This window comes from Methanofollis formosanus, assembly GCF_019633745.1.
GTDB classification, from domain to species: domain Archaea; phylum Halobacteriota; class Methanomicrobia; order Methanomicrobiales; family Methanofollaceae; genus Methanofollis; species Methanofollis formosanus.
Window position 1 is genome coordinate 419,196 of record NZ_CP037968.1, and the last position, 24,261, is coordinate 443,456.

Here is a 24,261-nt window from a genome sequence, read left to right on the forward strand (position 1 = left end):
TGCCATCCCATAGAAAAAAAGATGATATGGTCGACCGGGACTGATGGGATCACACCTGGAATAAGAGCCAGAAGATATTATCCAAATATTAATCCCCTCTTCTGCAGATTATGTAGTTATGGGTTTTGATATCTACGATGTCAATAAATATGCCCCAAAGCAGATGGTGGCGGTGCCGCTCATCTTGCTTTTCCTGGCACTCGGCCTGCTGGGATTCAACTGGCTGAGCACCGGGATGCCGGTCACGCCTGGCATAGACTTTGCCGGCGGGACGGCGGTCACTGTCATGACCGATGACAGTGTCGAGGATATTGAGGCGTACTTTGCCGGGTTCCCCCTGACCTCGGTGGGTGAAGGGTTGAACGGCGGAAAATACATCAGGTTCGGTCCGATGAGCGACGATGAGTATCAGAACCTTGTCGAGAAGGTCAATGACCGATACTCTGACCCGAAGATCGATCAGATCGGCGAGGCCTTCGGTGAAGCCCTGCAGCAACAGGCACTCCTCGCCCTGATCTTCTCCTTCATCGGGATGGCCATCGTCGTCTTCCTGGCCTTCAGGGACGTCGTCCCATCCATCGCCGTGGTGCTCTCGGCCCTCTCCGATATCGCCATCACCGCGGCGATCATGGACATTGTCGGGATCCAGCTCACGCTCGCGACGACGGCGGCGCTCCTGATGCTCATCGGTTATTCGGTGGACAGCGATATTCTCCTCACCACCCGCCTCCTCAAACGGCAGGGTAAACTTGATGAGAAACTCGCCGGGGCCTACCGGACCGGGATCATCATGACGACCACGACGATCGCGGCGATCGCGGCGATGTTTGCGGTCACGGCCTTCGGGCAGGTCGAGGTCATCGCCCAGATCGCGGCAGTGCTTCTCATCGGGCTCTTTGTCGACCTGATGAACACCTGGGTGCTGAATGCCGGCATTCTCAAGGGATATCTGTTGCAAAAGAACGGGAGGCGCGCATGAAAGAGGACAGTCTTCTCAGGAAACTCTACACCGACTGGCGGGTCGTCCTCCTCGCCGTGCTGGTGGTCTTCTCGGTCATCGCCATCGGGCCGCACTTTGAGGACGGGAAGTTCACGACCAATCTCCAGTACGGGCTCGACCTCCAGGAAGGCTCCTGGCTCCAGATGGAGTTCCAGGCCGAGGTGGTCACGGTCCAGACCGACCGGGCGATCCAGGACGTCGCCAACGACCTCACCAAACAACTGGACGCCGAAGTGATCGTGGTCTCTCAAGACCAGCTTGAAGTCAGGACACCGATGACCGAGGCCGAACTGCGGCCGCTCTTCGAGCAGGCCGGGGCCGAGATCGTCTCCGTCAACCCCGGCGTCTCCAAGGAGACGGCCGAGGACGTGAAACGGATCCTCGACGAGAAGGTGAACAGCCTGGGCACCAAGGACGCCCGGGTGAACATCCTCACCGGACTCAACGGGATCACCAGGTATGTCAGGGTCGAACTCGCCGGCGTCGACATGCAGACGGCCAACGAGATCGTCGGCAAGCAGGGCAAGTTCGAGATCAGGGTCCAGACGACCGGGGACAAGACCGAGCACGTCATCTTCGGCGACTCGATCACCAGCGTCGGTCTGCCCGAGAAGAACCCCAGGACCGGTCAGTGGGGCGTGGGGTTCACCCTCGACGCGGCGGGTGCGGAAGCCTTCCAGAAGGCGGCAATCTCGTCCAACGCCGTCAACGACCCGCAGAGCCACCCGCTGATCATGTATCTGGACAACGAGACGGTCTACGAGGCCCCGCTCAACCCAGAACTGGCCAACAACCTGAAGGCCAACCCGGTGCGTGAACTCAGCGCTTCGACCGGTGTCGGCGAGGACGGGATGGAGAAGGCGATGGCCCTCGAGATCCACCTGCGGGCCGGTTCGCTCCCGGTGGACGTGAAGGTCGCGGGTTCGGGCTCGGTCTCGGCGGCGCTCGGGGACTACTTCAAGATCCTCAGCTTTGTGGCGGCGCTGCTCGCCCTTGTCGTCGTCGGTGTTGTGGTCTACTACCGGTACCGCGAGCCAAGCATCGTGCTGCCGATGATCGCAACCAACCTCGCCGAGATCCTGATCCTGCTCGGCATCGCGAGGTTCATCCAGCAACTCGATCTCGCCTCGATTGCGGGTATCATCGCGGTGATGGGTACCGGCATCGATCAGTTGGTGGTGATCACCGACGAGGTGCTCCATGAGGGACGGGTGCCCTCGCCGAGCGTGTACATGAAGCGGCTCGGCCGGGCGCTCGGGATCATCATGGTCGCGGCGTCGACGACGATCATCGCCATGCTCCCGCTCGCCCTGATGGACCTCTCCACGCTGCGTGGGTTCGCCATCATCACGATCCTGGGCGTCTTCGTCGGTGTGCTCATCACCAGGCCGGCGTACGGGAAGATCATCATGGCGATCCTTTCGAAGTAAGAGCATTGTGGAACACTCCTCTCTGGCGGGGGCCCGGAATTCGGGCTGTCGCCGGAGAGGGGAAGAGATCTTTTTTTTGTTCTGGAATTTTTTTGTCTGGGGTGAATAGCGGCGGGCGATCAGGCGTGCGGCCTTCACTGAAGGACCAGGAATGCATGCGATCGATCGGCGTGAGGATCGGACGAGCGCGGGATCAGACAGGCTATGAGGTTGGAGACGCGGGGTTGATCCAAAGGCCGCCCCCACCGCAGGATCTTTCCTGTAATCTTGCACCGATCACTGAATCTTCTCTGTCATTTTGCGAGAGGATAGAGCGGGGGACGGCAACAAAGATCGACCTTCTCCCGTGCGGTTCAATCTTCGGGGTCATGTTAACGGGGAGGCGTCGTGATCGGATCACGCCGTCCCCTCATCATCGATCTGTTCTGCCGTCTCGCGAGAGGATAGGACGGGGGACGGCGATGAAGTAGTGTGCTCTCTCCCGTTCGGAGTCTATCTTCGGGGTCATGTTAACGGGAAGGCGTCATGATCAAACCATGCCGTCCCCTCATCTTCGGATCTGTTCTGCTATTTCGCGAAAAGATAGTGCGGGGGACGGCACGCAGCGCGTGATCGTTCAGAAAAAAGATCCCGGTTCTATCCTCGGGGTCATGCCGACAGGAAAAGTACGATGATCAGAACGCGCCGTCCCCCTCATCTTCGGATCTGTTCTGCCATTTCGCGAAAAGATAGGACAGGTGACGGCACGCAGCGCGTGGTTCCTGTTGAAGAATGATCGGCCCTTCCCCGCCCGGTTCAATCTTCAGGGTCATGAGATCAGGACAGCGTCATGATCAATCCATGCCGTCCCCTCGGGGGTTGCACCCCCGGACCCCCCACGGACTGAGGATAGGTGGGGGCGGCGATCGTAGATGTTTCCAATCATTGCTCACTCATTAAAAAGGGAACGAAGAATTCACCAGATATTTTCATCAGGATCTCCGGTGTAGCCTTCCCAACCCAATCGCCATCACGGGGGTTCCGGGGGCAGAGCCCCCGGCATGAGAGTAAGGGAAGGCATGAGATTAAAGAGTGCGAAGATGTGGACAGTGCGGGATCAAATAGCCACCCCTGCCGACGGGTGTGGAATGCTGACCTGCTATCCTTTACCAGCGAGCGTTGCCCCCCGGAATCCCCACAAACAAGAGGTTAGCCAGGGGCGGCGAGGAGTAGTGTGCTCATCCGGTGCTCCGGTGTGGCATTCTCGCCACAACCACCAGAACCTATATCATCTCTCTTCTGCCTACCACCCACCATGCCACGGCTTGTGCTCATCGACTTCTACTCGGCGTGGTGCGAACCCTGCAGGGAGCAGACGGCAGCGGTGGATGAGGTGGCCGGACGCCTGGGCGAGGCGGTCGAGGTGCGCAAGGTCGATGTCGCCGAACGCCGGGACCTGGTCTCGGCCTACCGCCTCACGACCGTGCCGACCATCGTCATCGAGATGGACGGAAAAGTCGTCAAAAGGCTTGAACGACCCGCCGACGCGGAGACGCTCGAAAGTCTTTTAAATTCCCTGACCGATGATCATGAAACGCGAGGGAGAGATTATGAGCAGACCAGTGCTGACTGACTTTTTTGCGACATGGTGTGGCCCCTGCAAGATGCAGACGCCCATTCTTGAAGAACTCAAGGAAAAGCTCGGCGAACAGGTCGAGATCAGGAAGGTCGACGTCGACCAGAACATGGAAGCCGCAATGAAGTACGGGATCCGGGTTGTCCCGACGCTGATCATCGAGAAAGACGGCGAAGTCAAAGAGAAACTGGAAGGTGTGACCAGGGCCGACGCCCTGGAGCAGCTCCTCAAGCCTCTGATCGAGGAAGAATAAGGCCGGACGGGCCCCTGCAGGTGCAGGCAATTATTTTTTTCTTTTCCATGGACATAGACGCGAGAATTCAGGCTCTTTTGCATGAGCTCAAAGAGCGGTACGGTGCGATCTCCTGGTGGGAGGCGCCGCCCGAGGAGGTGCTCATCGGCGCCGTCCTCACCCAGCAGACGCGCTGGGAGCAGGTGGAGCGGGCCATCGCCAACCTGAAGGAGGCCGGGTGCTGCTCGGTCACGGGGATCGTCAGGGCGGAGCGCGAGACCGTCGAGACGGCGGTGCGGCCGACCGGGTTTTACCGGGTGAAGACCGAACGCCTCAAGGCGCTCTGCAGACGGGTGGAGGGACTCGGCGGGATCGAGGCCCTCGCCGCCATGCCGACGGCAAGGGTGCGCGAGGAACTCCTGGCGGTCCGCGGCGTCGGCGAGGAGACCGCGGACAGCATTCTCTGCTATGCCTTCGGCCGACCGGCCTTTGTGATCGACGCCTACACCAGACGGGTCTGCCGGTGTCTGGGTGTTACGGTGAGCGACCCCGAACTGCGACGGATCTTTGAGCGGGCGCTACCCGCAGACGGAGAGGCGTACGCACGGGCGCACGCCTGGATCGTCGAGTATGCAAAGGAGTTCTGCAGGACAGAGAACAGGTGTGAACGATGCCGGATCAGGAATTTGTCAGAATAGGAAAGAGGCTCTTCTCTGAGGGGCTTGTCGGAGGAAATTTCGGGAACATCAGCCTGCGGACCGCGGAAGGGTTCTATATCACGCGGACCGGGGCGTACCTCGACGTGCCGGGCGCGCCCGTCCTGGTCCCGTTCGACGGTCCGGCACCCGCCGGGGCGTCCAGCGAGTACCGGGTCCACCAGGCGATCTACCGGCGGATCGAGCACCGGGCGATCGTCCATGCCCACCCGGCCCACGCGGTCGCGGCCTCGGTCGTCCTCTCTACAATTGTACCGGTGGACAGCGAGGGCGAGATGCTCTGCCCTGAGATCCCGGTCGTCGGCGGAGCGCCGGGGACGGAAGAACTCGCGGAGAACGTGGCGGAGGCCCTGGAGAAAAGACCGCTTGTCATCGCCAGGGGCCACGGCACCTTTGCGGCCGCCGCCGACCTCGACCGGGCCTACCTCCTCACCTCGCTTGCCGAGCACTCGTGCCGGGTGCTCGCCTACTCGGGTTTCTTCGGCGGCTGCAACCGCTGAATCTCCCTCATCACCTCGCGGTGGAAGGAGAGGAGCATGTCGCTGATCACCCCGAACATGAAGATCTCGAAGCCGACCACGATGAGGAGGACGGTGAGCACGGTCAGCGGGAGGTGCTCGATACCGTTGAGCCACTCGAAGAGGACGTACAGGGCGAGCACCCCGCCGACCGTCGAGATCCCGATGCCGATCAGCCCGAAGTAGAAGAGCGGGTTGTTCACTTTTGCAAGCCGGTAGATGGCCGAGGTGATCCTGAACCCGTCCTGCAGGGGGTTGAGTTTGGTGGGCGTGCCCGGCCGCGGAAGATATCTGACCGGGACAACCGCGACCCGGTGGTCGCACTTGACCGACTGGACGGCCATCTCGGTCTCGATCTCAAAGCCCGCCTCCTGGAGGTTCATCTCCCGCAGCGATGGAAGCGTGAAGGCCCGGTAGCCGGAGAGGATGTCGTGGAGGTCGTGGCCGTGGGCGATTTTGAAGAAGAAGTTGATGACCTTGTTGCCAAAGAGGTTCAGACCGGTGAAGGCACCTGAATCAGGGTAGGCCAGGCGGTCCCCGATCACATGGTCGTAGCCCGTGAAGAGGGGTTCAAGCATTTTTTCCGCGTCTTCGGGCCGATAGGTCCCGTCGCCGTCGAGCATCAGGGCATAGGGGAGATCGATGAGGTCGGCGGCCTCGATGACCGCATTGCCCTTGCCTTTCCCGGTCTGGACATGGACGGCGGCGCCGGCCTCTCTGGCCAGGTCCTGCGTGCCGTCGGTGCTGTTGCCGTCCATGACCATGACGTGGGGGTAGCCCAGGGAATGAAAGGCGTGGATCAGTCCTGCAATAGTGGGGGCTTCGTTCAGTGTCGGAATCAGGATGCACACCTGGTCTCTCTCGATCTCCATTGAAATACTATTAAAAAGCCATAATCATAAGTGCTTCCATGCATGTGGCGAAGAAGGGGTTGCGGGCCCTGGGGATCGCCGAGAGTTTCAGGGGGCGGGAGCGCTCCACGCTGGCCGGCGTGGTGATGCGCAGAGACGGGATCATCGACGGATTCGGGTTCGGCGAGGTGGCGGTCGGCGGCATGGACGCCACCGATGCGGTCATCGCGCTCTTCAAGGGCTTCGAGAGGGAAGACGTCAACCTCATCATGCTGAGCGGGTGCGTCATCGCCTGGTACAATATCATCGATCCCGACAAGGTCTGGCAGGAGACCGGCGTGCCGGTCGTCGTCGTCACCTACGAGGATTCAGAAGGGCTCGAAGAGGAGATCCGCGCGCATTTTCCCGGTGACGAGAGACGCCTGAAGGCGTACCACCGTCTGGGAGCGCGCACCGCACGCCTCCTCCGCACCGGCCACACCGTCTACCTGCGGGCGGCGGGGATCGACGTGCATGAAGCCGGGACGCTGGTCGACGCCTTCACGCTGGAGGGAAAGATCCCCGAACCCCTCAGGACCGCCAGACTCGCCGCACGCGCGGCTATGCGATACGGATGTCGGGAAAATTTTGTTCTGGAGAAATCCTCGTGATGGTTCTTCGACGGGGAACGGCGTGATCCCGCTGAGAAGGGATCGTCCCTCTCCTGTCCCAGATCTATCTCCGGGGTCATGAAGACAGGACGGCGTGGTGATCAAAACGTTCCGTCCCTGATCATCGAATTTTCCCTGTCCTTTCGCGCGAGGAGAGAGGGGACGGCGATGAAGTGAGGTTCTTCCGCTAAAAAATGATCAGCCCTCTTCTGTCCGGGTTTTATCCTCGGGGTCACGGGTACGGGAAAGGTATGGTGATCAGACCGTGCCGTCCCCCGTCACCGAACTTGTTCTGCCGTCTCGCGAAAAGATAAGACGGGGGGCGGCACCACGCGTGATCCTGTTGAATGATGATCGCCTCTTACCGTCCCACCCCAATCTTCGGGGTCATGAAAACAGAAAGGCGTCATGATCCAAACATGCCGTCCCCTCGTCATCGATCTGTTCTGCCGTTTCGCGAAAGGATAGGACAGGGGACGGCACCACGCGTGATCCCGCTGAAAAACGATCGGCACTCTCATGTCTGTGTTCTATCTTCGGGGTCATGACAACGGGACGGGTGTGGTGATCCGAATGTGCCGCCCTCTATCGCACGATCTGTTCTGCCGTCTCGCGAGAAGATAGGGCGGGGGCGGCGAGGATTGGTGTGCTCCCGCTGAGAAACGATCGCCCTCTCCCATCAAGGTTCTATCCTCGAGGTCATGAAAACGAGACGGCGTGATGATCGACTGAGCCGTCCCTGATCACTGAATTTTTCTGTTCTTTCGCGAGAAGATAATCGGGGGTCGGCATGGTGTGTGATCCCGCTGGAAAGAGATCATCACCTCCCGTCCGAGATCTATCTCCGGTGTCACGACGATGGGGGCGGTGTGATGATCCAAACATGCCGTTCCCCCATCACCGAATCTTTCCCGCCGTCTCGCGTGAGGATAGTCGGGGGACGGCGATGAAGTGAGGTATTTCCGCTAAAAAATGATCGGCCCTCCCCCGTCCGGGTTCTATCCTCGGGGTCGCGACGAAGGGGGGGCGGTGTGGTGATCATGTGCCGCCCCCCGTGAACGCGTCTGTTCTGCCGTCTCGCGAGAGGATAGGACGGGGGCGGCACGGGGTAGGGTGATCCCGCTGAGGAGCGATCGGCCCTCTCCCGTCCCGGTTCTATCTTTGGGATCATGAAAACGGGACGGTGTGATAATTCAACGTTCCGCCTCCCCATCACCGTGTCTGTTCCGCCTTCTCGCGCCAAGAAAGGTGGGCCGGCAATGAGGCGGCGGTGAGACGTTCGCTTCCGGCCATCTTCTCTCGAATAAGAACATTCAAGAATTTTTACACCGCCGCGATATCATAACTGTCGGCAGAGATGAGGCGTTCCTCTGACTTCGAGTAGATCTCCACCCGCACCGTGTCGCCGGGCCTGAAGGTGCCGTCGGTGAAGTCGACGGTGATCCGGCCGTTCGGGTCCCACATTTCCCGGCCGTTAATCGTCTGGATGCCGTAATGGTGCGAGGGAATGAAAGTATAACCGTACAGGGTCGATAGTCTGGTGGCGACCGGTTCGCCGTTCCGATAAAATTGTGCCCAGAGGTCGTCTGTTCGGTATGGTTTTTTCCGGTCAGGTTCCTTCTGTTCCTGCCCACATATTTTTCTCAGGTGATACATCCCGTCGATCACCGGTTGAGGCGGGGTGGTGTTGTACCAGAGGGTGACCCTGCTGGCAAACTTGTATTCCCCCTCTTTATTGACATGAGTGACCTTCTCGATCTCGAAGATGCAGGGCTCCTCCTCAGGGAAAATATCCAGAGAGAACAGAATAAACATCAAGAAGGCTGCGATGGCAGCGGCAAGGATTATTACCAGTGCTACGAGAAGAATGGAGCCGATCAGATCGGATCCCCCTTGCTCATCTTTGCATAGACGAGCCATCAGGCAGGAATCACACAGACTCTATATATATGTTCTCTCGCCAGCCACAGGTGGACACTCAACAGAATCAGATGACAGGATCTCTGCCTGCCCGGGCGTGAGCGCAAAAAATATATATTAACTCTGATATGACCCCCTGACATTCAGACCATCGATGGTGCTGAGTCTTCCGGGGGGACGAAATTGACAGGAAGGGTTCTGATTGTACTGCTCCTGCTCTCGCTAGGCGGGGGTGCGGGTGCTCAGGAGTTGCGGGGCGAGATGGCATGGGAGGAGACGTTCGGGAGCAAAGTCCTGACCGCGTCCATATCTCCGGACGGTTCATACGCGGCCTTCGGGACCGAAGATAAGGGGGCGATCTACCTCTTCAAGAAGGACGGCACCCTCCTCTGGGAACATATGACCGGGTGTCCGGTCTTTGGTTCGGCGATCTCGGAGAACGCGGACTATGTCGTCCAGGGTGCCGAGAAGGTGCGGGTCTTCACGAGAGAGGGAGACCTCGACTGGGAGTGGGACTCGGGATTTTTTGCCTATTCGGTCGCGATCAGCCCTGACGGCACTTACATCGTCGTCGGGAGCGACAACAAAAAGGTCTACCTGCTGGAGAGAGGGAAAGGAGAGAAATGGAAGAAAGAGACCGTTGACGATGTGCTTTCGGTCTCGATATCCGGAGACGGTGAGTATATTGCCGCATGCGCAGGGAACAACGTCTATCTCTTCGCCAGAAACGGCACCCTCCTCTGGGAGCAACCGACCGGCAAAGGAGTCACGGCGGTGGCGATCTCGCCCGACGGCAGATTGGTGGCCGCCGGGTCGCAGGACTACCGGGTCCATCTGTACGACCGGGCCAGCGGCGAAATCAGGTGGCGGCATACGACCGAGAACCGGATCCACGGCGTCTCGGTCGCAGACGACGGGACGGTCGCGGCCGGGTCGCAGGACCGGCGGGTCTACCTCTTCTCCGAGGACGGCGATGTGCTCTGGGATGAGGCGATGCCCGCGACGGTCAGCGGAGTCGCTCTTTCAGGAGACGGATCGGTGCTCGCCGCCTCGACCGGCAGCGGCGACCATAGCGGGTTCCTGTATACTCTTGGGATCCCGGCCGCTGCAGAGCCCGCACCGACCGCAGTCATCAGGACGATCACCACGACCGAACCTCCTCTGCCAGCGGCGGCCGAAGAACCGGAAAGCAAACTGGTGCCGGCTGCAGAGCTTGAAGAAATAAAAGAAGGCCTTCCTTTCCCGGCCCTCGTGGCCGGGGGGGGAGTCCTGGTTGCGGTCGGCGCGGTGCTGCTTCTGCTTGGCAGGAGAAAGAGGGAGTAAATCCTCCCTCTTCACTCACTGCTCATTTCAGCGATTGCGAGTTCGTACATCCAGTCCATAAGAAGCGGACATTGTTCGACATTGCAGTCGAGCTCGCAGGCGATGCAGGGGATCAGTTCGTCCCCCGCAAGGAGCAGCGAGGGATTGGCCGCCTGCTGCTTGGCCTTGAGACGATAGGTCTTGATCCCTTCTTCCCTGAACTCGAGCCGGTCGATGAGGCCGGCATCGGCAAGCCTGCGCACGACCCTCGAGCACTTGCGGCTGTCGATGTTGAGGAGTTTCCAGAGTTCGCTCTGAAGCACTCCGTCAGGCCTGGACTGGATGACCTTCAGCGCTTCTTCTTCGATAGACGGCATGGCCCATCAGACGAGAGGTGAGATCGTCAGGATGTTGTTCCCTCTGATGACGACCGTGCCGAGGGTGCGCCCCCGCTGGTCGCCGGTGTACTCGATCGTCTCATCCATGTGCAGGTTCATGTGTTCGTCGACCGCGACGAGCCTGCCCTGAAGTTTCTTCCCTTCGTCCTTGATTTCAACGACGATTTTAGAATCGACAAGCGAAAAAACCTTCTTGACCGGCAGAACGATACTGTTGACCATCTGAGGTTATGTGGAGGTGGAAAGTATTTAATTTATGGGTGGGAGAGGGCGGAGCGGGAAGTCGCCGGCCGACAGGCGCGGCGATGACGCGGCACAATCGACGGTTGTGCCCGGGAGGCGCATCTCCATGGGGCCGTGAAGCGGCGGCGCCCTTTGGAATTCTTTTTCGCCGCGGGTACAATGGTTCTGCTGGATCGGGCATGACGCGAACGCATGTCTCAGACATAACGTACCAAAACTTTTTTCCAGTTTCTTCCTCTGAACGATCACCCACTGCCTTCCCGGGGGTCCGGAGACAGGGCCCCCGGCGTGAGGGTGTGGGAAGGCGTGATGATCGGATGTGCCGCCCCCAATCGCAGAGTCTTACCCGTCTTCTGACGCCGGGGGGGTTGCATCCCCCGGAACCCCCCACGACGACGATAGGCGGGGGCGGCGAGGGAACACGATCCCCACCGATTCTCCAGAGCGGAAAAAATGTGTTCTGATCCGGGGCAGAACCCTCACGACCAGAGCGGCGGCCGGGAGTGTGCCCGCACCCGCTCGTAGGCCGGGTCGTCGTAGAGGTCGGCCGGGCCGATGAGCATCAGGTCGCGGACCGAGAACCCAAGGCAGGCGGTCTTGGGGCGGGTCGGAGCGAGGTCGCAGAGGCTGACCGGCATCAGCCCTGAACGAGGTGCCGCGGCGACGCCGAGGGCCGTCACGACGTCGGGAAGGCCCGGGCCCGCCCTGAGGAGGAGGGCCGGGTCGGTACCGGCCCCAGCGGTAGCGGCCGTCTCCCTGTCCTTTCGCCTGACCTCACGCACCCTCCCGCCATCTTCCAGATGGGCGAGGAGGGTGTAGGTCTCTTCAGGGGAGCGGAAGGCCGCGCCGCCTTCGCAGACAAACTCGAACCCGATACGCATCAGGGAGTCGCCGACCAGGCCGGGAGAGGTGAAGGGGTCGGCATAGAGTCCGGCAAGGACATGGTCCCATGCCCCGGCCCCTGCGCCGGCGGTGAGGAAGACCAGCACCTCGGCCCCGGCCTCCTCCTCGAGGGGCAGAGTGACCGTCTCGGTATCGCCGGGCCCGATGAGCCCGGTCTCTTCGGCGGTCTCCCGGCATGCGGAGAGCACGCCGCCAAAGAGGGCGCCGACCTCCGCGCCGTCAGAGTGGGTGACCACACAGGCGATCTTCCCGCCGGCCCGCGTCACGAACGAGTCGGCGATCACCCCGCCGTGCTCGGCCCTGAGCGCTTTCGCCGCCCGTTCGACGACCAGGGGGTGGGCCCGCATCCCGGCCGGGTATCCGCCGAGGTCGGCGGTGAGGACCGTAACCTTGTTCATTTTCCGGTCCCTTCGAAGGCCGCTTCCACCTTCCGGATCATCCCGGGGCTCCCGACATAGATGGGAGTGCGCTGGTGCGGTTCTTCGGGAACGATGTCGAGAAGACTCTGGTGACCGTCCGAGGTTCTCCCTCCCGCCTGCTCGGCGATGAACCCGACAGGGATCGCCTCGTAGAGGAGACGGAGTTTGCCCTTCGGTTTCTCGTTGAGGGCCGGATAACAGTAGATCCCGCCGTAGGTGAGGATCTGGTGGAAGTCGGCCACGAAGGATCCGGTGTACCGGATCTTCGCCCCTTCCTCCTCGATCGCTTCGATGAAGGCGCGGTGGGGTGCGACCCAGGTCGGACGCGTCCCGCCGGTACCGTAGTTCTTCCCCTCCGGGATCTTCATGTCCTGGTGAAGGAGGCGGTACTCGCCGTCTTTGTCCATCGCAAAGACCTGCACGCCCTGCCCGACCGAGAGGGTGAGCGTCGTCATCGGGCCGTAGAGCATATAGAGGGCGGCCTTCAAGTTTCGTCCCGACTGCATCACGGTGCCGCCGCCGAAGATCCCGATGATCGTCCCGACCGAGAGGTTGGTCTGGATCAGCGACGACCCGTCCATCGGGTCCATCACGACCGCATACTCATGGGTCGAGTCGGGGAAGACCGACACCTCTTCCTGCTCTTCGGAGGCGAGTTCCCGGATCAGCCCGGACTCGCCGAGGACGCGGGTGATCCAGGCGTCGGCCCAGGTGTCCATCGCGGCCTGCTGCTCCCCGAAGACATTCTCGGTATCGACATAGGCCTGATGGGTGATGAAGGCCTCCCTGATCGGGGCCGCCTGTCTGCCGATGAGCATGATGAGATCCTGCAGGGCGGCCTCGCAGCCTGCGGACTCCAGATATTCGCGCAGTGTCGTCATAATCCACAACTCCGAGATTCTCTATATCAGATCCCCTATAAGTAGACCGCCCCCTTCACGAGGGCCGAAAAGAAGAGAGGGTTTTAGTTGCCCTTCAGGAGCGCGAGGGCGTCCTCGACAGAGGCGTCGTCGAGGGTGATGGCCGAGATGGCATTGCACATCCTGACCGCCTCGTCGAGGGACTTCTGGTGGATGTTTCTGCCGGTGGCGTTCCCCCGGGCACCGCCGGTGTGGATCTGGTCGTAGAGTTGTTTGAGGAAGGTCTCCTCGTCGACGCTCGACCCCCCGGCGCAGACGACCGAGGTCCGGCCTGCGGCGAGGGTCGCCTCCTTGAGAAGGTCGGCCGCGGAGGCGCCCTCTTTCTTGGGGGCGTTCACCTTGACGAAGTCCGAGCCCAGGCACGCTGCCACACCGGTCGCCCCGGCGATGAGGTGGGAGTCCTTCTCGTCCTTGACCGCCGCGCCTCTGGGGTAGATCCAGAGCACGGTGATCAGGCCGTGCTGGTGGGCCTCGTTGACGACCTCGGCCGCCTCTTTGAGCATCCGGTCCTCGAACTCAGAGCCGAGGTAGATGGTGTAGCCGACGCCCGCGATCTTCAGGCCGCTCTGGTCGCGGAAGCGGACGACCTGCTCGACGGTGGTGAGGAGCGGGCTGACCGGGTCTTTCTGGGCGGTCTTGACCAGATGGGTCTTGGAATTGAGTTTGACGAGATAGGGAACCTCGGAGTAGTCGGGTCCGTACCTCGCGACGAGCCCGATCTGGGTTGCAAAGACGCCGATACGTCCCTGCTTCGCGACCCTGAAGAGGTGTTCGGGGTCGGCGTCGTCGGTCGGGATCCCCTCGCCATAAAAGTCGTCGTTAAGGTGTTCGACCTTCTGATCCCCGGCAAAGAGCATCAGGCGCCCGGTGCCGTGGGTGATGGCGGTAATGTTCTGGATATAGGTCTCCCGCGCCGTCTCAGGGACGTCGGCGGGGACGGAAATGGAAACCTGTGAAGACATACAGACTCAATCATTTCACCCCGTACTTATGTCTTACTGGCCCGGACGGGGGCGGGCACCTCTCCGGATAAAAAGAGCGTGGAGCAGGATACCGGAATGCCGTCCTATTTACCGAGGTTCTCCAGGATCTCCTCGCAGGTCTTCATGGTAATCTCTGAGCGCGCCACGAGTCTGGCGGCAAGGAGAGGGGCGGTCTTGGGGTCGAGGGCGATGGCATGGTTGTAGCACTCCATCGCCTCCATATAGGGATCGACGTTGAGCGGAGCGACGGCGGTCCTGGCCCCCGGGGTGCCGAGGGTGCGGTAGGTCTCTTTGAGTTCTTCCTCCTGCCTGATGGAGATGTACAGGAAGGCGTCCCCGCGTCTGATCCAGGCCGCTGCGTTCTCGGGTCGCGCCTCGGTGATGGTGTCATAGTAGTCGGCGGCCTCGAGATATCTGCCCAGGCGCAGGTTGAGATACCCTGCCTTGTCCAGGGCGGCCATCGCCTCGGGTTCGCTGGCGAGCGCCTGCTCGCAGGCCTCAAGGGCTTCCTCCAGCTCGCCGGCCATCGAGAGGGCCTCGGCCTTCCCGACCAGCATCCTGGGATCGTCGGGGTCATTGAGGAGGACGGTGTCGTAGCAGACGACCGCCTCCTCATACCGGCCCGCGGCAGAGAGGGCGTCGCCCTTCACCCAGAGGAGGTCGGGGTTGTCGGGGTCGGCGGCGGCGAAAAATTCGATGCAGTCGAGGGCAGGTTCTGCGTGGCCGGACGAGAGGAAGACGCCGGCGACGGTGGCCCCGGTACCGGCGACGTGTTTGTTGAGGTACTCGGGATCCTCTGCAATCCTGTCGGAGAGGAAAAAGGCGGTTCCGACGAGGAGGAGAGCGAGGATGACGACCCACTTCACCTTCATACCCAGTAATCACAAACAATACTATTTATAGATTTAGTGTTTTTAAATCAATTTTTAAGCGGCATTATATGATATTTTCAATTCAGTGCTCGGGGTTGTGCCATATGGCCGAATTGATGCGGCGCAGTACTTCGTGGTGCGAGTTTCGCCTCGGGACCATCGCCTGGAGAGGTATATCCCGATCAAAAACACCTGAAAAAAGGAGGATCTGGCGGGTGCCCTTCAGGCTCCGCTCAGCGGGGTCGGGATGCCTGTAATGATCGGTTTCTTCCTGACCGCTTCGAGTTTTGTCTCCAGGTCTTCGGTGAGTTGCCGGATCCTGGCGAAGTCCTTCTTCCTGGCAAAGGTCGCGGTCTCCAGTGCCTGAACCAGGTCCTTGATCTCCTCATCCTTCCCGGCCTCCTTCACCAGGCCGGCACGCTTGACGAGGGAGGAGGCCTTCTCGAGTGCGGCCCGCTGCTCGCCGGGGTACAGGATCTCCCAGGAGAGCCGCTCGAACTCTTCGAGCCGCTCCTTCGGGAGGGAGGGTTTCACCTTCGCAAAGGCCGCGTCGAAGTGTCTCGTCGTGACCCGCACGTTCGCCACGGCGTCGTTGCGTTCCTGCGGCGACTTCTCCCGCATCGCGTCGATGAACTCGCGCATCGCCGCCAGCTTCGCCTCTCTCACCAGCGCCTCGATATCGGCACCGGCAAAGCCCTCGGTCCGGTCCACCATGGCGTCGACGTCAACGTCGGCGGCAAGGAGTCCCTCGGTGCCGCGGAGGTAGACGTCGAAGATCTTCTTCCTGCTCTCTCTGTCGGGCGGCGGGACATAGACGATGCGATCGAGCCTGCCCGGGCGCATCAGGGCCTCGTCGAGCATATCGGGCCGGTTCGTCGCACCGAGGACCACGACGTCCTTGAGCTCCTCCAGGCCGTCGAGTTCGGTGAGGAGCTGGGAGACGACGCTCTCGGTGACATGCGTCGAGTCCGCGTACGAGCCGCGCCGCGGCACCAGGGAATCGATCTCGTCGAAGAAGACGATCGACGGCGCCGCCTGCCTCGCCTTCCTGAAGATCTCCCGCACGCCCTTCTCAGACTCGCCGACCCACTTGGAGAGGAGTTCGGGCCCCTTCACCGAGATGAAGTTGCACTCGCTCTCGTTTGCGGTCGCCTTGGCAAGCAAAGTCTTGCCGGTGCCGGGCGGGCCGAAGAGGAGGATGCCCTTGGGTGGTTTGGTCTGCATCCTGGCAAAGACCTCCGGGTATCTCAGCGGCCACTCCACCGCCTCGGTGAGGTCGGCCTTCACCTCCTCGAGCCCGCCGACGTCGGTCCACTTCACGTCGGGCACCTCGACGAGCACCTCGCGCATCGCCGAGGGTTCGACGTGCTTGAGGGCCTCGTCGAAGTCCTCGCCAGTCACCTTCAGTTCCTCGATCAGTTCGGCCGGGATCTCCTCCTCGGCCTTGATCTTGGGGATCACCTTGCGGAGGGCGTGCATCGCCGCCTCCTTCACCAGGAGGGCGACGTCGGCGCCGACGAAACCGTGGGTGATCTCGGCCAGGTGTTCGAGGTCCACGTTCTCGGCGAGGGGCACGCCCCTGGTGTGTACCTGGAGGATCTCGTGCCGCCCCTTCTTGTCGGGGATCCCGATCTCGATCTCGCGGTCGAACCGTCCGCCCCGGCGCAGCGCCGGGTCGAGGACGTCGGGGATGTTGGTGGCGGCGATGACCACGACCTGCCCCCTGGTTTCGAGCCCGTCCATCAGGGCGAGGAGCTGGGCGACGACGCGGCGTTCCACCTCGCCCTTCGTCTCCTCCCGTTTGGGGGCGATGGAGTCGAGTTCGTCGATGAAGATGATCGTCGGGGCGTTCTCCTGGGCCTCCTCAAAGACCTCACGCAACCGTTCCTCAGACTCGCCGTAGTACTTGCTCATGATCTCGGGGCCCGAGATCGAGATGAAGTGGGCGTCCACCTCGTTCGCGACGGCCTTGGCGATGAGCGTCTTGCCGGTGCCGGGTGGGCCGTAGAGGAGCACGCCCTTCGGGGGCTCGATCCCGAGGCGCTCGAAGATCTCGGGGTGACGCAGCGGGAGTTCGATCATCTCCCTGACCATGTCGAGTTCCCGGCCGAGCCCACCGATGTCCTCGTAGTGGACGTCGGAGACCGGCTTGCGTTTTCCTTCCTCCGGTTTGTACGGGGTCTCCTTCAGTTCGATCTCGGTCGTGTCGGTGATGATCGCGATCCCCCGCGGGGTTACCTTGGAGATGACGAAGGTGAGGGGGTTGCCGAGGACGTTGATCCTGAAGGTCTGCCCCTCGAAAACCGGCCGGCCGGCCATCAACCGGCGGAGATACTGCTCGCCGCCGACGAGCCGGATCGGCTGGGTGGGCTGGATGACCACCTTCTGGCCGTAGCCTGCCTCGACCTTTTTGATCCTGACGGTGTCGTCGATCCCGACCCGTGCGTCGCTCCTGATGTTGCCGTCGATCCTGACGATCCCCTGGCCGGTATCCTGGGGATAGCCGGGCCAGACGATGGCCGCGGCTTTCTCGCGGCCCTGGATCTCGATCACATCTCCGGAGACGAGGTTGAGGGCCTTCATCACGTCGATCCCGACGCGCGCAATCCCCCGACCTGCGTCCTCGTGATATGCTTCTTTGACGATGACTTCAACCTGGTCTTTCGGCATAGTTGCACCTCGTTGAGAGCGATTTACTACAAGTTAGTGCAACCAATATTTAAAAATTGTGGCAGCCCTTTTCAGGGAGGACAGGCGATGCACTCACCTTCGGTAATGATCCAGTCCATCCGCCGGTCGAAGGGTTCGCTCGGGATGGACGGGAGTTCCTGACAGGAAAAGGCAATCCCGATGACGGTCAGGTCGGGGTTGGCTTCGAGGAAGCGGTCGTAGTACCCGGCGCCATAGCCGAGGCGGTTGCAGGCACGGTCGAACCCGACCATGGGGACGACCACGGCGTCGAGGTCGGCGGGGTCGACCGGGACTTCGTGGCCGATGGGTTCGGGGACATGGAAGGTGCTCTCGACCAACACGCTCCGGTCGGGGATGGAAGAGAGGCGGAGGGTGTGGGTCTCCTTCTCGATGATCGGGAGCACGACGTTCCTGCCCTCCGCGATGAGGGCGTCGATGAGTCCGGCGGTCTCGACCTCAGGGGGCTTGGAGGCATAGAGCATCACCGTCCCGGCTCCGTCGAGGAGGGGAAAGAGGCGCTCTCCGATGGCCCCGCTCATCGCTCTGATCTCGTCGGTGGAGAGGGCGGCCCTGCGTCCCTTGACCTGCTCTCTCAACTCCTTCTTCTCTACGGCCCGTCTCTCCGGTTCCGGCACAGCGCTCATCACTGAGGCGTTGGATGAGAACCGGGATAAATCCGTTGTTCAGGCTGCAAAAAATCGGGCACGAGTCAGGAGCGTGCCATGAAGATCTCCGGAGATTTTTTCAAATCTGCCTCTGGAGATTAGATCTGCCGTCCCCTTATCGAAGAACGGTCCTGTCGTCTCGCGAGAGGATCGGTTGGGGACGGCAGGGAGTGACGTGCTCCCCTGCGGTTCTACTCCGAAAGAAATGATCTCTGTCTCCGGCGGCACCGGTCCGCATCTATCTTCAGGGTTTTGGATTGGGGGCGGCGTTCCCGCGGAGCGATGATCGCGACTCTTCCATCCCATTCCAATCTCCGGGGTCATGAAAACAGGACGGCGTCGTGATCCAAAGATGCCGTTCCCCTTCACTGAATTTGTTCTGGTATTTCGCGAGAAGATAGGGCGGGGGACGGCACGATTTGGTGTACTCTCTCCCTTCCGGTTCTATCTTCGGGATCATGAAAACAGGACCGCCTGATGATCCGAACGTGCCGTCCTCTCATCACCGAATCTGTTCTGGTATTTCGCGAGAGGAGAGGATGGGGACGGCGAGGAGGGGTGATCCCGTTGAGTAATGATCGGCCTTTCCCCGTCCGCGGTCTATCTTCGGGGCCATGTAAACAGAACAGCGTGACGATCATATCTTGCCGTCCCCTCATCAACGGATCTTCTCTGGTATTTCGCGAGAGGATAGGGTGGGGGACGGCACCGCATATGATCCCGCTGAGAGGGGATCAATCACCACACTTCCGTCCGGGTTCTATCTTCAGGGTCATGCCGTCGAGAAAGGCATGATGATCAGCCCATGCCGCCCTCTCATCTTCATCATCGAATCTGTCCCGCAGCCTCGCGAGAGGATAGGGCGGGGGACGGCACGGGTTGGCGTGTTCCCACTGAATCATGATCGGCCCTTCCCTGTCCAGGTTCTATCTTCGGGATCATGGCAACGGGACGGCGTAACGATCCAGGTGTGCCACCCCCCCGTGTAGAACCTGTTCTATCGTCTCGCGAGAGTGAAGTGTTCTATAGTATCGCGAGAGGAAAGAGTGGAAGCGACACATGATGCCCATCATGATCGCTTTTTTCTTCGTGTGAGGAATGATTCTCAGATCCTTCGAGGGCGCCTACCACGCACAACCGATGGGTGAAGGCATCCCAATCATCCGCAACCAGGAAAAAGTTGAGGGATTTTTTTCAGACCCGCCGTTCAGAACGAATCCTTGAAGACCCTGAGGGAGTCGGCGAGGATTTTGGTCTTGCCGAGGATGCCGGCGATGAGGATGGTGTCCAGGATCTCGTCGCGGGTGGCGCCTTCCTTGAGGGCCGCACCGATGTGGACCCTCACGCACTTGTCGGCGCCGGCACCGGCGGCCGCGGCGATGGCCACGAGTTCGGCGGTCCTGGCGTCAAGGCTCGCAGGACGGGCGGTCTTGTAGTCGCCGAGGGCCGAGAAGACGAAGGCCTCGGGGCGTTCGCGCATCAGTTTGAAGATGAAGGGGACGGTACCGAGCCATTCTTCGGTCCCGGCAAGGACGTCGTCGGCCATCTCGTCGGCGTGGGAGAGGAAGTCGTCGATGGTTTTCTGTGTCGTCGGTTTCATGAGAGGATATTGGAGAGCGGGAGTTATGTTTCTGTCTTTTTGGCCGTGCGATAGGGACTTCCCGTGTCACCGTCCAGACCAAACAAACAAAAACACATGCCGATCCTGATACCACCATGCACTCCGGATCCCCTCCCCTCCAGAAATCCAGAAAATCCCTCGAGTACATCCTTCACACCGAAGGAGTAGAGTTCTCCGCCACCCTGGCCGTGGCCGAATGCTCTGCACCGGAGGGGTATCATCCCAGGAACGTATTGCCCTCCGCAAAAACCGTCATAATCTTCGGACTCGAAATCCCGGCGGAGACATTCTCACTCGCGAGCAGAGAGAAGACCGAGCGACTGCACCGCGTCATCGGACGCCTTGACGAGATCGCTATTTTGCTTGTGAAAGCACTTGAGGAGGAGGGATACTCTTCCATCGCCGTCCCGTCTTTCTTCCCGGTGCGGGTACGGGACAGGAGGATCGGGGGGTATCTCTCCCTGAAGCATCTGGCCGCAGAAGCAGGTCTGGGGAGTATCGGGCAGAACACGCTCCTCATCACCGCGCGGTCTGGAAATCGCGTGGCGCTCGGTGCGGTGGTGACAGAGAAGGAGTTGCACCTCGAGGGCCCGGCGGTGCCGCCGCCCCAATGCCGCCGGTGCAACCGGTGCATCAAGGCCTGCCCCACCGGGGCGCTGACTGAAGAGGGAGTGGATGTCCTCCGCTGCAGAAATGTAACCCATGCGATCCCGGCGCCGGTGCGACCCCTGTTCGGCGTCCTGTTCAAGAGTCGCGCCGGAGCACCCCTGGCGGAGTGGCTGATCAACTGCATGGCCTGGGACGCAGAGATGGTCTGCAGCCGGTGCCTGACGGCATGTCCATATTTTCGAGAGTCCGGTGCCGGTTGAGGAGGGCACCGCGGACTCTCCCCCGCAGAAGATAGGGAGGAGGACGACAATCCCTTTTTTAGGATCATCAAAGATGCCTTCCCCCCTATCGTCATCCCGGGGGTCAGGGGGCAGGGGCCCCGGCGGGAGGATTTGGGAAGGCATGATGATCAGACGTGCCGCCCTCGATTGTGTAGAAACTTCACCACCGTCTCGCGCCGGGGGGCTTTGCCCCCCGGAACCCCCCACGGCGAAGATAGCCGAGGGGCGGCGATGGAACAGGATCCACACCAATTCTCATGTCTTATAAAAGAGTGATCAAGCAACAGGAAATTTTCATCCCGTATGCCTGAGGCGTGTTCCCGCCTCATGCAAAATTCTACACGGCCCGAAAAAAAGATTCAGAAAAGAAATTAGAAGTGGAAGTTCTTGTTGACGATCTTGAGGGCGCAGTAATCGCCGCACATCGTGCAGCCGTCGGTGTCGGCGGGCATCCGCTCGTCCCTGATCTTCTTCGCACGCTCGGGGTTCATGGCGACCGCGAACTGCCGGTCCCAGTCGAGGTCGCGGCGGGCATGGCCCATCTCGAGGTCGTCGCCGCGCTTCTTGAGTTTGATCATGTCGCCGACGTGGGCGGCGATCCGCGAGCTGATCACACCCTCGTAGACCTCCTCGGGGGTGGGGAGGGCGAGGTGCTCTGCCGGGGTGACGTAGCAGATGAAGTCGGCGCCGCAGGCAGAGGAGAGGGAAGCACCGATTGCGGCGACCCGGTCGTCGTAGCCCGGGGCGATGTCGGTGACCAGGGGGCCGAGCATGTAGAAGGGCTTGCGGTTGGTGACGCGCTTCTGGACGATGACGTTTGCCTCGACCTCGTCGAGGGGGATGTGGCCCGGCCCTTCGATGATCGTCTGGACGCCGAAGTCGTTGGCCTTGTCGGCGAGTTCGGCGTTGATGATCAGTTCCTGGAGCTGCGCCCGGTCGGTGGCGTCGTGGACGGCGCCGGCCCGCATGCCGTTGCCGAAGGAGAGGGTGACCTCGTGCTCCTTGAGGATCTCCAGGAGGTAGTCGAACTCGGCGTAGAGCGGGTTCTCCTGCTCGTTGTGGAGCATCCACGCGGTCATGAACGCACCGCCGCGGGAGACAAGGCCGCCGTGCCGGCCCTGGTTCTGGAGCCTCTTCATCGTCTCCAGGTTGATGCCGGTGTGGATGGCCATGAAGTTGGTGCCGGCCTTCGCCTGCTCGGCGGTGATCCTGAAGAGGTCGTCGGGGTCCATGAAGACGACGCCGCCCTTGTTCCTCGCCGCCTCGATGAAGGCCTGGTACAGGGGGACGCTCCCGACCGAGAGGGTGGTGTTGGCGATGACCCGGCGCCTGATCTCCATGAAGTCGCCGCCGGTGGAGAGTTCCATCAGGGTGTCGGCGCCGGCGAGTTCGGCCTGCCGCGCCTTCTCGATCTCCTGCTCGATGTCCACGATATCGGAGGAGGTGCCGATGGAGGCGTTCACCTTGGTCCGCAGACCTTCGCCGATACCACAGATCTTGATCTCACGGTACGGGGAGACCGGGATGGTGATGTGGCCGCCGGCCACGCCGCGGCGGACGAAGTCCTCGGTGACGCCTTCCTTCTCCGCGACGATCTTCATCTCTTCGGTGACGATGCCGCGTTTTGCGTCCTCAATTAGTCCCATGCCTTTAAGCTTGGAGAAGCACCAAGATAAACCCTCTGTTTTCCAAACCCCCGTTAAATTTTGCTTGTTTTGCGAACAAGTAAATTTGTTTACGTTTGGACAAGTGGGATTACCCGGGCGTGCCGCCCCCGGATCCGGGAAGGACCGGGGACGGCAACACCCTCTTTATGTTCATCAATTGTGCCTTTCCTGCCCAATTGTCATCCCGGTGATCCGGGGCGGCGCCCCCGACGTGAAGATGAGAGAAGGAATGAGTCAGGCCCGAGAATGGGTGAAGATTTCTACAGGGCCTACTAAATAAGATTAATGCATTTATAAATACAAATTTTTCATTATTATCTTCTTTTAAAAGATATGATAATTAAAAATCTTTATATTTATTGTCATGAACATAGTTATCTTACGTGAACATCCCCTCGCTCCAATCCAATATCTGCCGTACACCCACCGGACGCGATGCGCTGGTCCTTCTCATAGTCGGAGCCGCGCTCTTTTTGATCGCCTCGTTCACGGACGCCTTCGAGATACTGGTGGGGTTCACCAGAACATACGAAGAATGGGAGATCGACGAATTCCTCACCGCGGTTCTCCTCCTATCGGGCGGGTTTACCATATTCTCCTTGAGGAGATGGAATGAACTCAAGACCGAGGTACAGGCACGGAAAGAAATACAGGAGCGATTGAAATTCGCCATCGAAGGTGGTTCTCTCGGGGTCTGGGACTGGAACGTCGCAACCGGTAAGCTGTCGATCATTCATGACTGGATACATGACCGGACCGCCCCGTACCCGGAGGAGACGCACGTCTCGATCTTCGAAGAGTGCGTACATCCCGACGACCACCTCCTCCTGATACAAAAAATGAAAGAGGTGAGAGACGATGCCATGCCGTACTATGAGGCCGAGTGCCGGGAACAGCGCCAGGACGGAACATGGCGATGGGTGCATGTCATCGGGAAGGTGACGGCCCGCGACGAGGAGGGCCGTCCCGTCAGAGCGACCGGTATAACCAGGGATGTCACCGAGGTGCACCGAACCCGAGAGGCCCTCGAAGAGGCGAACAAAAAACTCGACCTCCTGTACAGCATCACCAGGCACGACCTCCTCAACCAGGTCAGCATCATTGCCGCATATACAGGACTCATCGAGGAGGAAACGGTGGAAAACAGGAGGCTCAGGGAATATACCGGACACGTAACCACCGCAACCGCGACGATCAGGGACCAGATCGTCTTCATGCAGGACTACGAGAGCATGGGCGTGAAAGCGCCGGAATGGCTGTGTGTAAAAGAGATCGCCAGGGTTGCCGGGGCAAAGGCATCCCGGGGGAACCTGTCGATCGACGTACGCACCGGCCAACTGGAAGTCTTCGCCGATCCCCTCTTCGAAAAGGTCATCTTCAATCTCGTTGACAATACTATCCGCCACGGGGAGAAAGCGACAAAGGTCTGCATCTCGTTCCATAATGAGAACAACGAGGGCATCCTTGTCATCGAGGACGACGGGAGGGGGGTCCCCTCCGGCATCAAAGAACATATCTTCTCCCGGGGTTTCGGGCGGGAAGGCTCAGGGCTCGGCCTCTTCCTTGTCAGGGAGATCCTCGGGATCACCGGGATGACCATTCAAGAGACCGGGGAAGAGGGGGCGGGCGCGAGGTTCGAGATCGTCGTGCCCGCCGGAGCGTTCAGGGCCGACCACCGGTAGGGGCCGCCCGCCCCCTTGATGGAATGTTCGATAGTTTCTATAAAACCGCTCGCCCATAATACACAACGGTGAT

Annotated in this window: 22 protein-coding genes and 1 pseudogene; 10 read left to right on the top strand and 13 right to left on the bottom strand. The window is 60.7% G+C overall.

Annotated elements, in window-relative coordinates; all coding sequences use genetic code 11:
* Positions 1-118: 118 nt before the first annotated feature.
* From E2N92_RS01800 to E2N92_RS01825, 6 genes are all read left to right on the top strand, one after another.
* The gene (locus tag E2N92_RS01800) at positions 119-979 is read left to right on the top strand and encodes a protein translocase subunit SecF (RefSeq protein WP_220681997.1); all 861 of its coding nucleotides are present in this window, start codon (positions 119-121) and stop codon (positions 977-979) included.
* Positions 976-2,430, top strand: a complete 1,455-nt coding sequence (locus E2N92_RS01805) for a preprotein translocase subunit SecD (RefSeq protein ID WP_220681998.1) — start codon at positions 976-978, stop codon at positions 2,428-2,430. The genes E2N92_RS01800 and E2N92_RS01805 overlap by 4 nt, the downstream gene beginning before the upstream one ends.
* Before the next feature lie 1,294 nt (positions 2,431-3,724).
* Positions 3,725-4,042: a thioredoxin family protein gene (locus E2N92_RS01810; RefSeq protein ID WP_220681999.1), complete on the top strand. Its 318-nt coding sequence runs from the start codon at positions 3,725-3,727 to the stop codon at positions 4,040-4,042.
* Positions 4,020-4,298: a thioredoxin gene (gene trxA, locus E2N92_RS01815; protein ID WP_220682000.1), complete on the top strand. Its 279-nt coding sequence runs from the start codon at positions 4,020-4,022 to the stop codon at positions 4,296-4,298. Before E2N92_RS01810 ends, trxA begins: the two co-directional genes overlap by 23 nt.
* A gap of 77 nt (positions 4,299-4,375) precedes the next feature.
* Positions 4,376-4,975, top strand: coding sequence for an endonuclease III domain-containing protein (locus tag E2N92_RS01820; protein WP_246589276.1), 600 nt, complete (start codon positions 4,376-4,378; stop codon positions 4,973-4,975).
* Complete coding sequence (locus E2N92_RS01825; RefSeq protein WP_220682002.1) at positions 4,948-5,493, top strand: aldolase; 546 nt, start codon at positions 4,948-4,950, stop codon at positions 5,491-5,493. The genes E2N92_RS01820 and E2N92_RS01825 overlap by 28 nt, the downstream gene beginning before the upstream one ends.
* Here the strand turns inward: E2N92_RS01825 and aglJ are convergent.
* A complete protein-coding gene (gene aglJ / locus E2N92_RS01830) occupies positions 5,460-6,383 on the bottom strand; it encodes an S-layer glycoprotein N-glycosyltransferase AglJ (RefSeq protein ID WP_220682003.1) in 924 nt (307 codons plus the stop codon). The two genes, E2N92_RS01825 and aglJ, sit on opposite strands and share 34 nt — an antisense overlap.
* 38 nt (positions 6,384-6,421) lie before the next feature.
* On the opposite strand from aglJ, the gene E2N92_RS01835 reads away from it, so the two are divergent.
* Complete coding sequence (locus tag E2N92_RS01835; RefSeq protein ID WP_220682004.1) at positions 6,422-7,012, top strand: endonuclease dU; 591 nt, start codon at positions 6,422-6,424, stop codon at positions 7,010-7,012.
* Positions 7,013-8,335: 1,323 nt separating this feature from the next.
* Here E2N92_RS01835 and E2N92_RS01840 read toward each other — a convergent pair.
* Together E2N92_RS01840 and E2N92_RS13760 are read right to left on the bottom strand one after the other, a co-directional pair.
* On the bottom strand, positions 8,336-8,827 hold the full coding sequence (locus E2N92_RS01840; RefSeq protein WP_246589278.1) for a hypothetical protein: 492 nt from the start codon (positions 8,825-8,827) through the stop codon (positions 8,336-8,338).
* Between the two features lie 6 nt (positions 8,828-8,833).
* A pseudogene (locus E2N92_RS13760) lies at positions 8,834-8,932 on the bottom strand (archaellin/type IV pilin N-terminal domain-containing protein); the annotation flags it as partial.
* Between the two features lie 183 nt (positions 8,933-9,115).
* Between E2N92_RS13760 and E2N92_RS01845 the strand changes: the two are divergent.
* On the top strand, positions 9,116-10,255 hold the full coding sequence (locus E2N92_RS01845) for a WD40 repeat domain-containing protein (RefSeq protein WP_220682006.1): 1,140 nt from the start codon (positions 9,116-9,118) through the stop codon (positions 10,253-10,255).
* 11 nt (positions 10,256-10,266) lie between these two features.
* Here the strand turns inward: E2N92_RS01845 and E2N92_RS01850 are convergent, their stop codons facing one another.
* From E2N92_RS01850 to E2N92_RS01890, 9 genes are all read right to left on the bottom strand, one after another.
* Positions 10,267-10,611: a helix-turn-helix transcriptional regulator gene (locus tag E2N92_RS01850; RefSeq protein ID WP_220682007.1), complete on the bottom strand. Its 345-nt coding sequence runs from the start codon at positions 10,609-10,611 to the stop codon at positions 10,267-10,269.
* 6 nt (positions 10,612-10,617) lie between these two features.
* Positions 10,618-10,854 carry an LSM domain-containing protein gene (locus tag E2N92_RS01855; RefSeq protein WP_220682008.1) on the bottom strand — a complete coding sequence of 79 codons (237 nt, stop codon included), beginning with the start codon at positions 10,852-10,854 and terminating at the stop codon, positions 10,618-10,620.
* Positions 10,855-11,354: 500 nt separating this feature from the next.
* Positions 11,355-12,176, bottom strand: coding sequence for a fructose 1,6-bisphosphatase (locus E2N92_RS01860; RefSeq protein WP_220682009.1), 822 nt, complete (start codon positions 12,174-12,176; stop codon positions 11,355-11,357).
* A complete protein-coding gene (locus E2N92_RS01865) occupies positions 12,173-13,078 on the bottom strand; it encodes a class 1 fructose-bisphosphatase (protein WP_220682010.1) in 906 nt (301 codons plus the stop codon). Before E2N92_RS01865 ends, E2N92_RS01860 begins: the two co-directional genes overlap by 4 nt.
* Positions 13,079-13,161: 83 nt before the next feature.
* Positions 13,162-14,079 carry a beta/alpha barrel domain-containing protein gene (locus E2N92_RS01870; protein ID WP_220682011.1) on the bottom strand — a complete coding sequence of 306 codons (918 nt, stop codon included), beginning with the start codon at positions 14,077-14,079 and terminating at the stop codon, positions 13,162-13,164.
* A 104-nt stretch (positions 14,080-14,183) separates the two neighbouring features.
* Positions 14,184-14,972 carry a tetratricopeptide repeat protein gene (locus tag E2N92_RS01875; protein ID WP_220682012.1) on the bottom strand — a complete coding sequence of 263 codons (789 nt, stop codon included), beginning with the start codon at positions 14,970-14,972 and terminating at the stop codon, positions 14,184-14,186.
* Between the two features lie 222 nt (positions 14,973-15,194).
* A complete protein-coding gene (locus E2N92_RS01880) occupies positions 15,195-17,642 on the bottom strand; it encodes a CDC48 family AAA ATPase (protein ID WP_220682013.1) in 2,448 nt (815 codons plus the stop codon).
* A 71-nt stretch (positions 17,643-17,713) separates the two neighbouring features.
* Positions 17,714-18,307 (bottom strand): 5-formyltetrahydrofolate cyclo-ligase, encoded by a 594-nt coding sequence (locus tag E2N92_RS01885; protein WP_220682014.1) that lies wholly within the window; start codon positions 18,305-18,307, stop codon positions 17,714-17,716.
* A 1,228-nt stretch (positions 18,308-19,535) separates the two neighbouring features.
* Positions 19,536-19,928 carry a carboxymuconolactone decarboxylase family protein gene (locus E2N92_RS01890; protein ID WP_220682015.1) on the bottom strand — a complete coding sequence of 131 codons (393 nt, stop codon included), beginning with the start codon at positions 19,926-19,928 and terminating at the stop codon, positions 19,536-19,538.
* A gap of 116 nt (positions 19,929-20,044) precedes the next feature.
* Between E2N92_RS01890 and E2N92_RS01895 the strand changes: the two genes are divergently transcribed.
* The gene (locus tag E2N92_RS01895) at positions 20,045-20,818 is read left to right on the top strand and encodes a hypothetical protein (protein WP_220682016.1); all 774 of its coding nucleotides are present in this window, start codon (positions 20,045-20,047) and stop codon (positions 20,816-20,818) included.
* Between the two features lie 392 nt (positions 20,819-21,210).
* On the opposite strand, the gene thiC is transcribed toward E2N92_RS01895, so the two are convergent.
* Complete coding sequence (gene thiC, locus E2N92_RS01900) at positions 21,211-22,485, bottom strand: phosphomethylpyrimidine synthase ThiC (RefSeq protein ID WP_220682017.1); 1,275 nt, start codon at positions 22,483-22,485, stop codon at positions 21,211-21,213.
* 404 nt (positions 22,486-22,889) lie between these two features.
* Between thiC and E2N92_RS01905 the strand changes: the two genes are divergently transcribed.
* Positions 22,890-24,188 carry a sensor histidine kinase gene (locus E2N92_RS01905; protein ID WP_220682018.1) on the top strand — a complete coding sequence of 433 codons (1,299 nt, stop codon included), beginning with the start codon at positions 22,890-22,892 and terminating at the stop codon, positions 24,186-24,188.
* The last annotated feature ends 73 nt before the right edge of the window (positions 24,189-24,261 follow it).

What these genes read in the sequence shown, in the direction of transcription:
- E2N92_RS01800 (WP_220681997.1), top strand. Translation starts at nt 119, where the DNA reads ATGGGTTTTGATATCTACGATGTCAATAAATATGCCCCAAAGCAGATG.
- E2N92_RS01805 (WP_220681998.1), top strand. Translation starts at nt 976, where the DNA reads ATGAAAGAGGACAGTCTTCTCAGGAAACTCTACACCGACTGGCGGGTC.
- E2N92_RS01810 (WP_220681999.1), top strand. Translation starts at nt 3,725, where the DNA reads ATGCCACGGCTTGTGCTCATCGACTTCTACTCGGCGTGGTGCGAACCC.
- trxA (WP_220682000.1), top strand. Translation starts at nt 4,020, where the DNA reads ATGAGCAGACCAGTGCTGACTGACTTTTTTGCGACATGGTGTGGCCCC.
- E2N92_RS01825 (WP_220682002.1), top strand. Translation starts at nt 4,948, where the DNA reads ATGCCGGATCAGGAATTTGTCAGAATAGGAAAGAGGCTCTTCTCTGAG.
- aglJ (WP_220682003.1), bottom strand. Translation starts at nt 6,383, where the DNA reads ATGGAGATCGAGAGAGACCAGGTGTGCATCCTGATTCCGACACTGAAC.
- E2N92_RS01835 (WP_220682004.1), top strand. Translation starts at nt 6,422, where the DNA reads ATGCATGTGGCGAAGAAGGGGTTGCGGGCCCTGGGGATCGCCGAGAGT.
- E2N92_RS01840 (WP_246589278.1), bottom strand. Translation starts at nt 8,827, where the DNA reads ATGTTTATTCTGTTCTCTCTGGATATTTTCCCTGAGGAGGAGCCCTGC.
- E2N92_RS01850 (WP_220682007.1), bottom strand. Translation starts at nt 10,611, where the DNA reads ATGCCGTCTATCGAAGAAGAAGCGCTGAAGGTCATCCAGTCCAGGCCT.
- E2N92_RS01855 (WP_220682008.1), bottom strand. Translation starts at nt 10,854, where the DNA reads ATGGTCAACAGTATCGTTCTGCCGGTCAAGAAGGTTTTTTCGCTTGTC.
- E2N92_RS01860 (WP_220682009.1), bottom strand. Translation starts at nt 12,176, where the DNA reads ATGAACAAGGTTACGGTCCTCACCGCCGACCTCGGCGGATACCCGGCC.
- E2N92_RS01865 (WP_220682010.1), bottom strand. Translation starts at nt 13,078, where the DNA reads ATGACGACACTGCGCGAATATCTGGAGTCCGCAGGCTGCGAGGCCGCC.
- E2N92_RS01870 (WP_220682011.1), bottom strand. Translation starts at nt 14,079, where the DNA reads ATGTCTTCACAGGTTTCCATTTCCGTCCCCGCCGACGTCCCTGAGACG.
- E2N92_RS01875 (WP_220682012.1), bottom strand. Translation starts at nt 14,972, where the DNA reads ATGAAGGTGAAGTGGGTCGTCATCCTCGCTCTCCTCCTCGTCGGAACC.
- E2N92_RS01880 (WP_220682013.1), bottom strand. Translation starts at nt 17,642, where the DNA reads ATGCCGAAAGACCAGGTTGAAGTCATCGTCAAAGAAGCATATCACGAG.
- E2N92_RS01885 (WP_220682014.1), bottom strand. Translation starts at nt 18,307, where the DNA reads ATGAGCGCTGTGCCGGAACCGGAGAGACGGGCCGTAGAGAAGAAGGAG.
- E2N92_RS01890 (WP_220682015.1), bottom strand. Translation starts at nt 19,928, where the DNA reads ATGAAACCGACGACACAGAAAACCATCGACGACTTCCTCTCCCACGCC.
- E2N92_RS01895 (WP_220682016.1), top strand. Translation starts at nt 20,045, where the DNA reads ATGCACTCCGGATCCCCTCCCCTCCAGAAATCCAGAAAATCCCTCGAG.
- thiC (WP_220682017.1), bottom strand. Translation starts at nt 22,485, where the DNA reads ATGGGACTAATTGAGGACGCAAAACGCGGCATCGTCACCGAAGAGATG.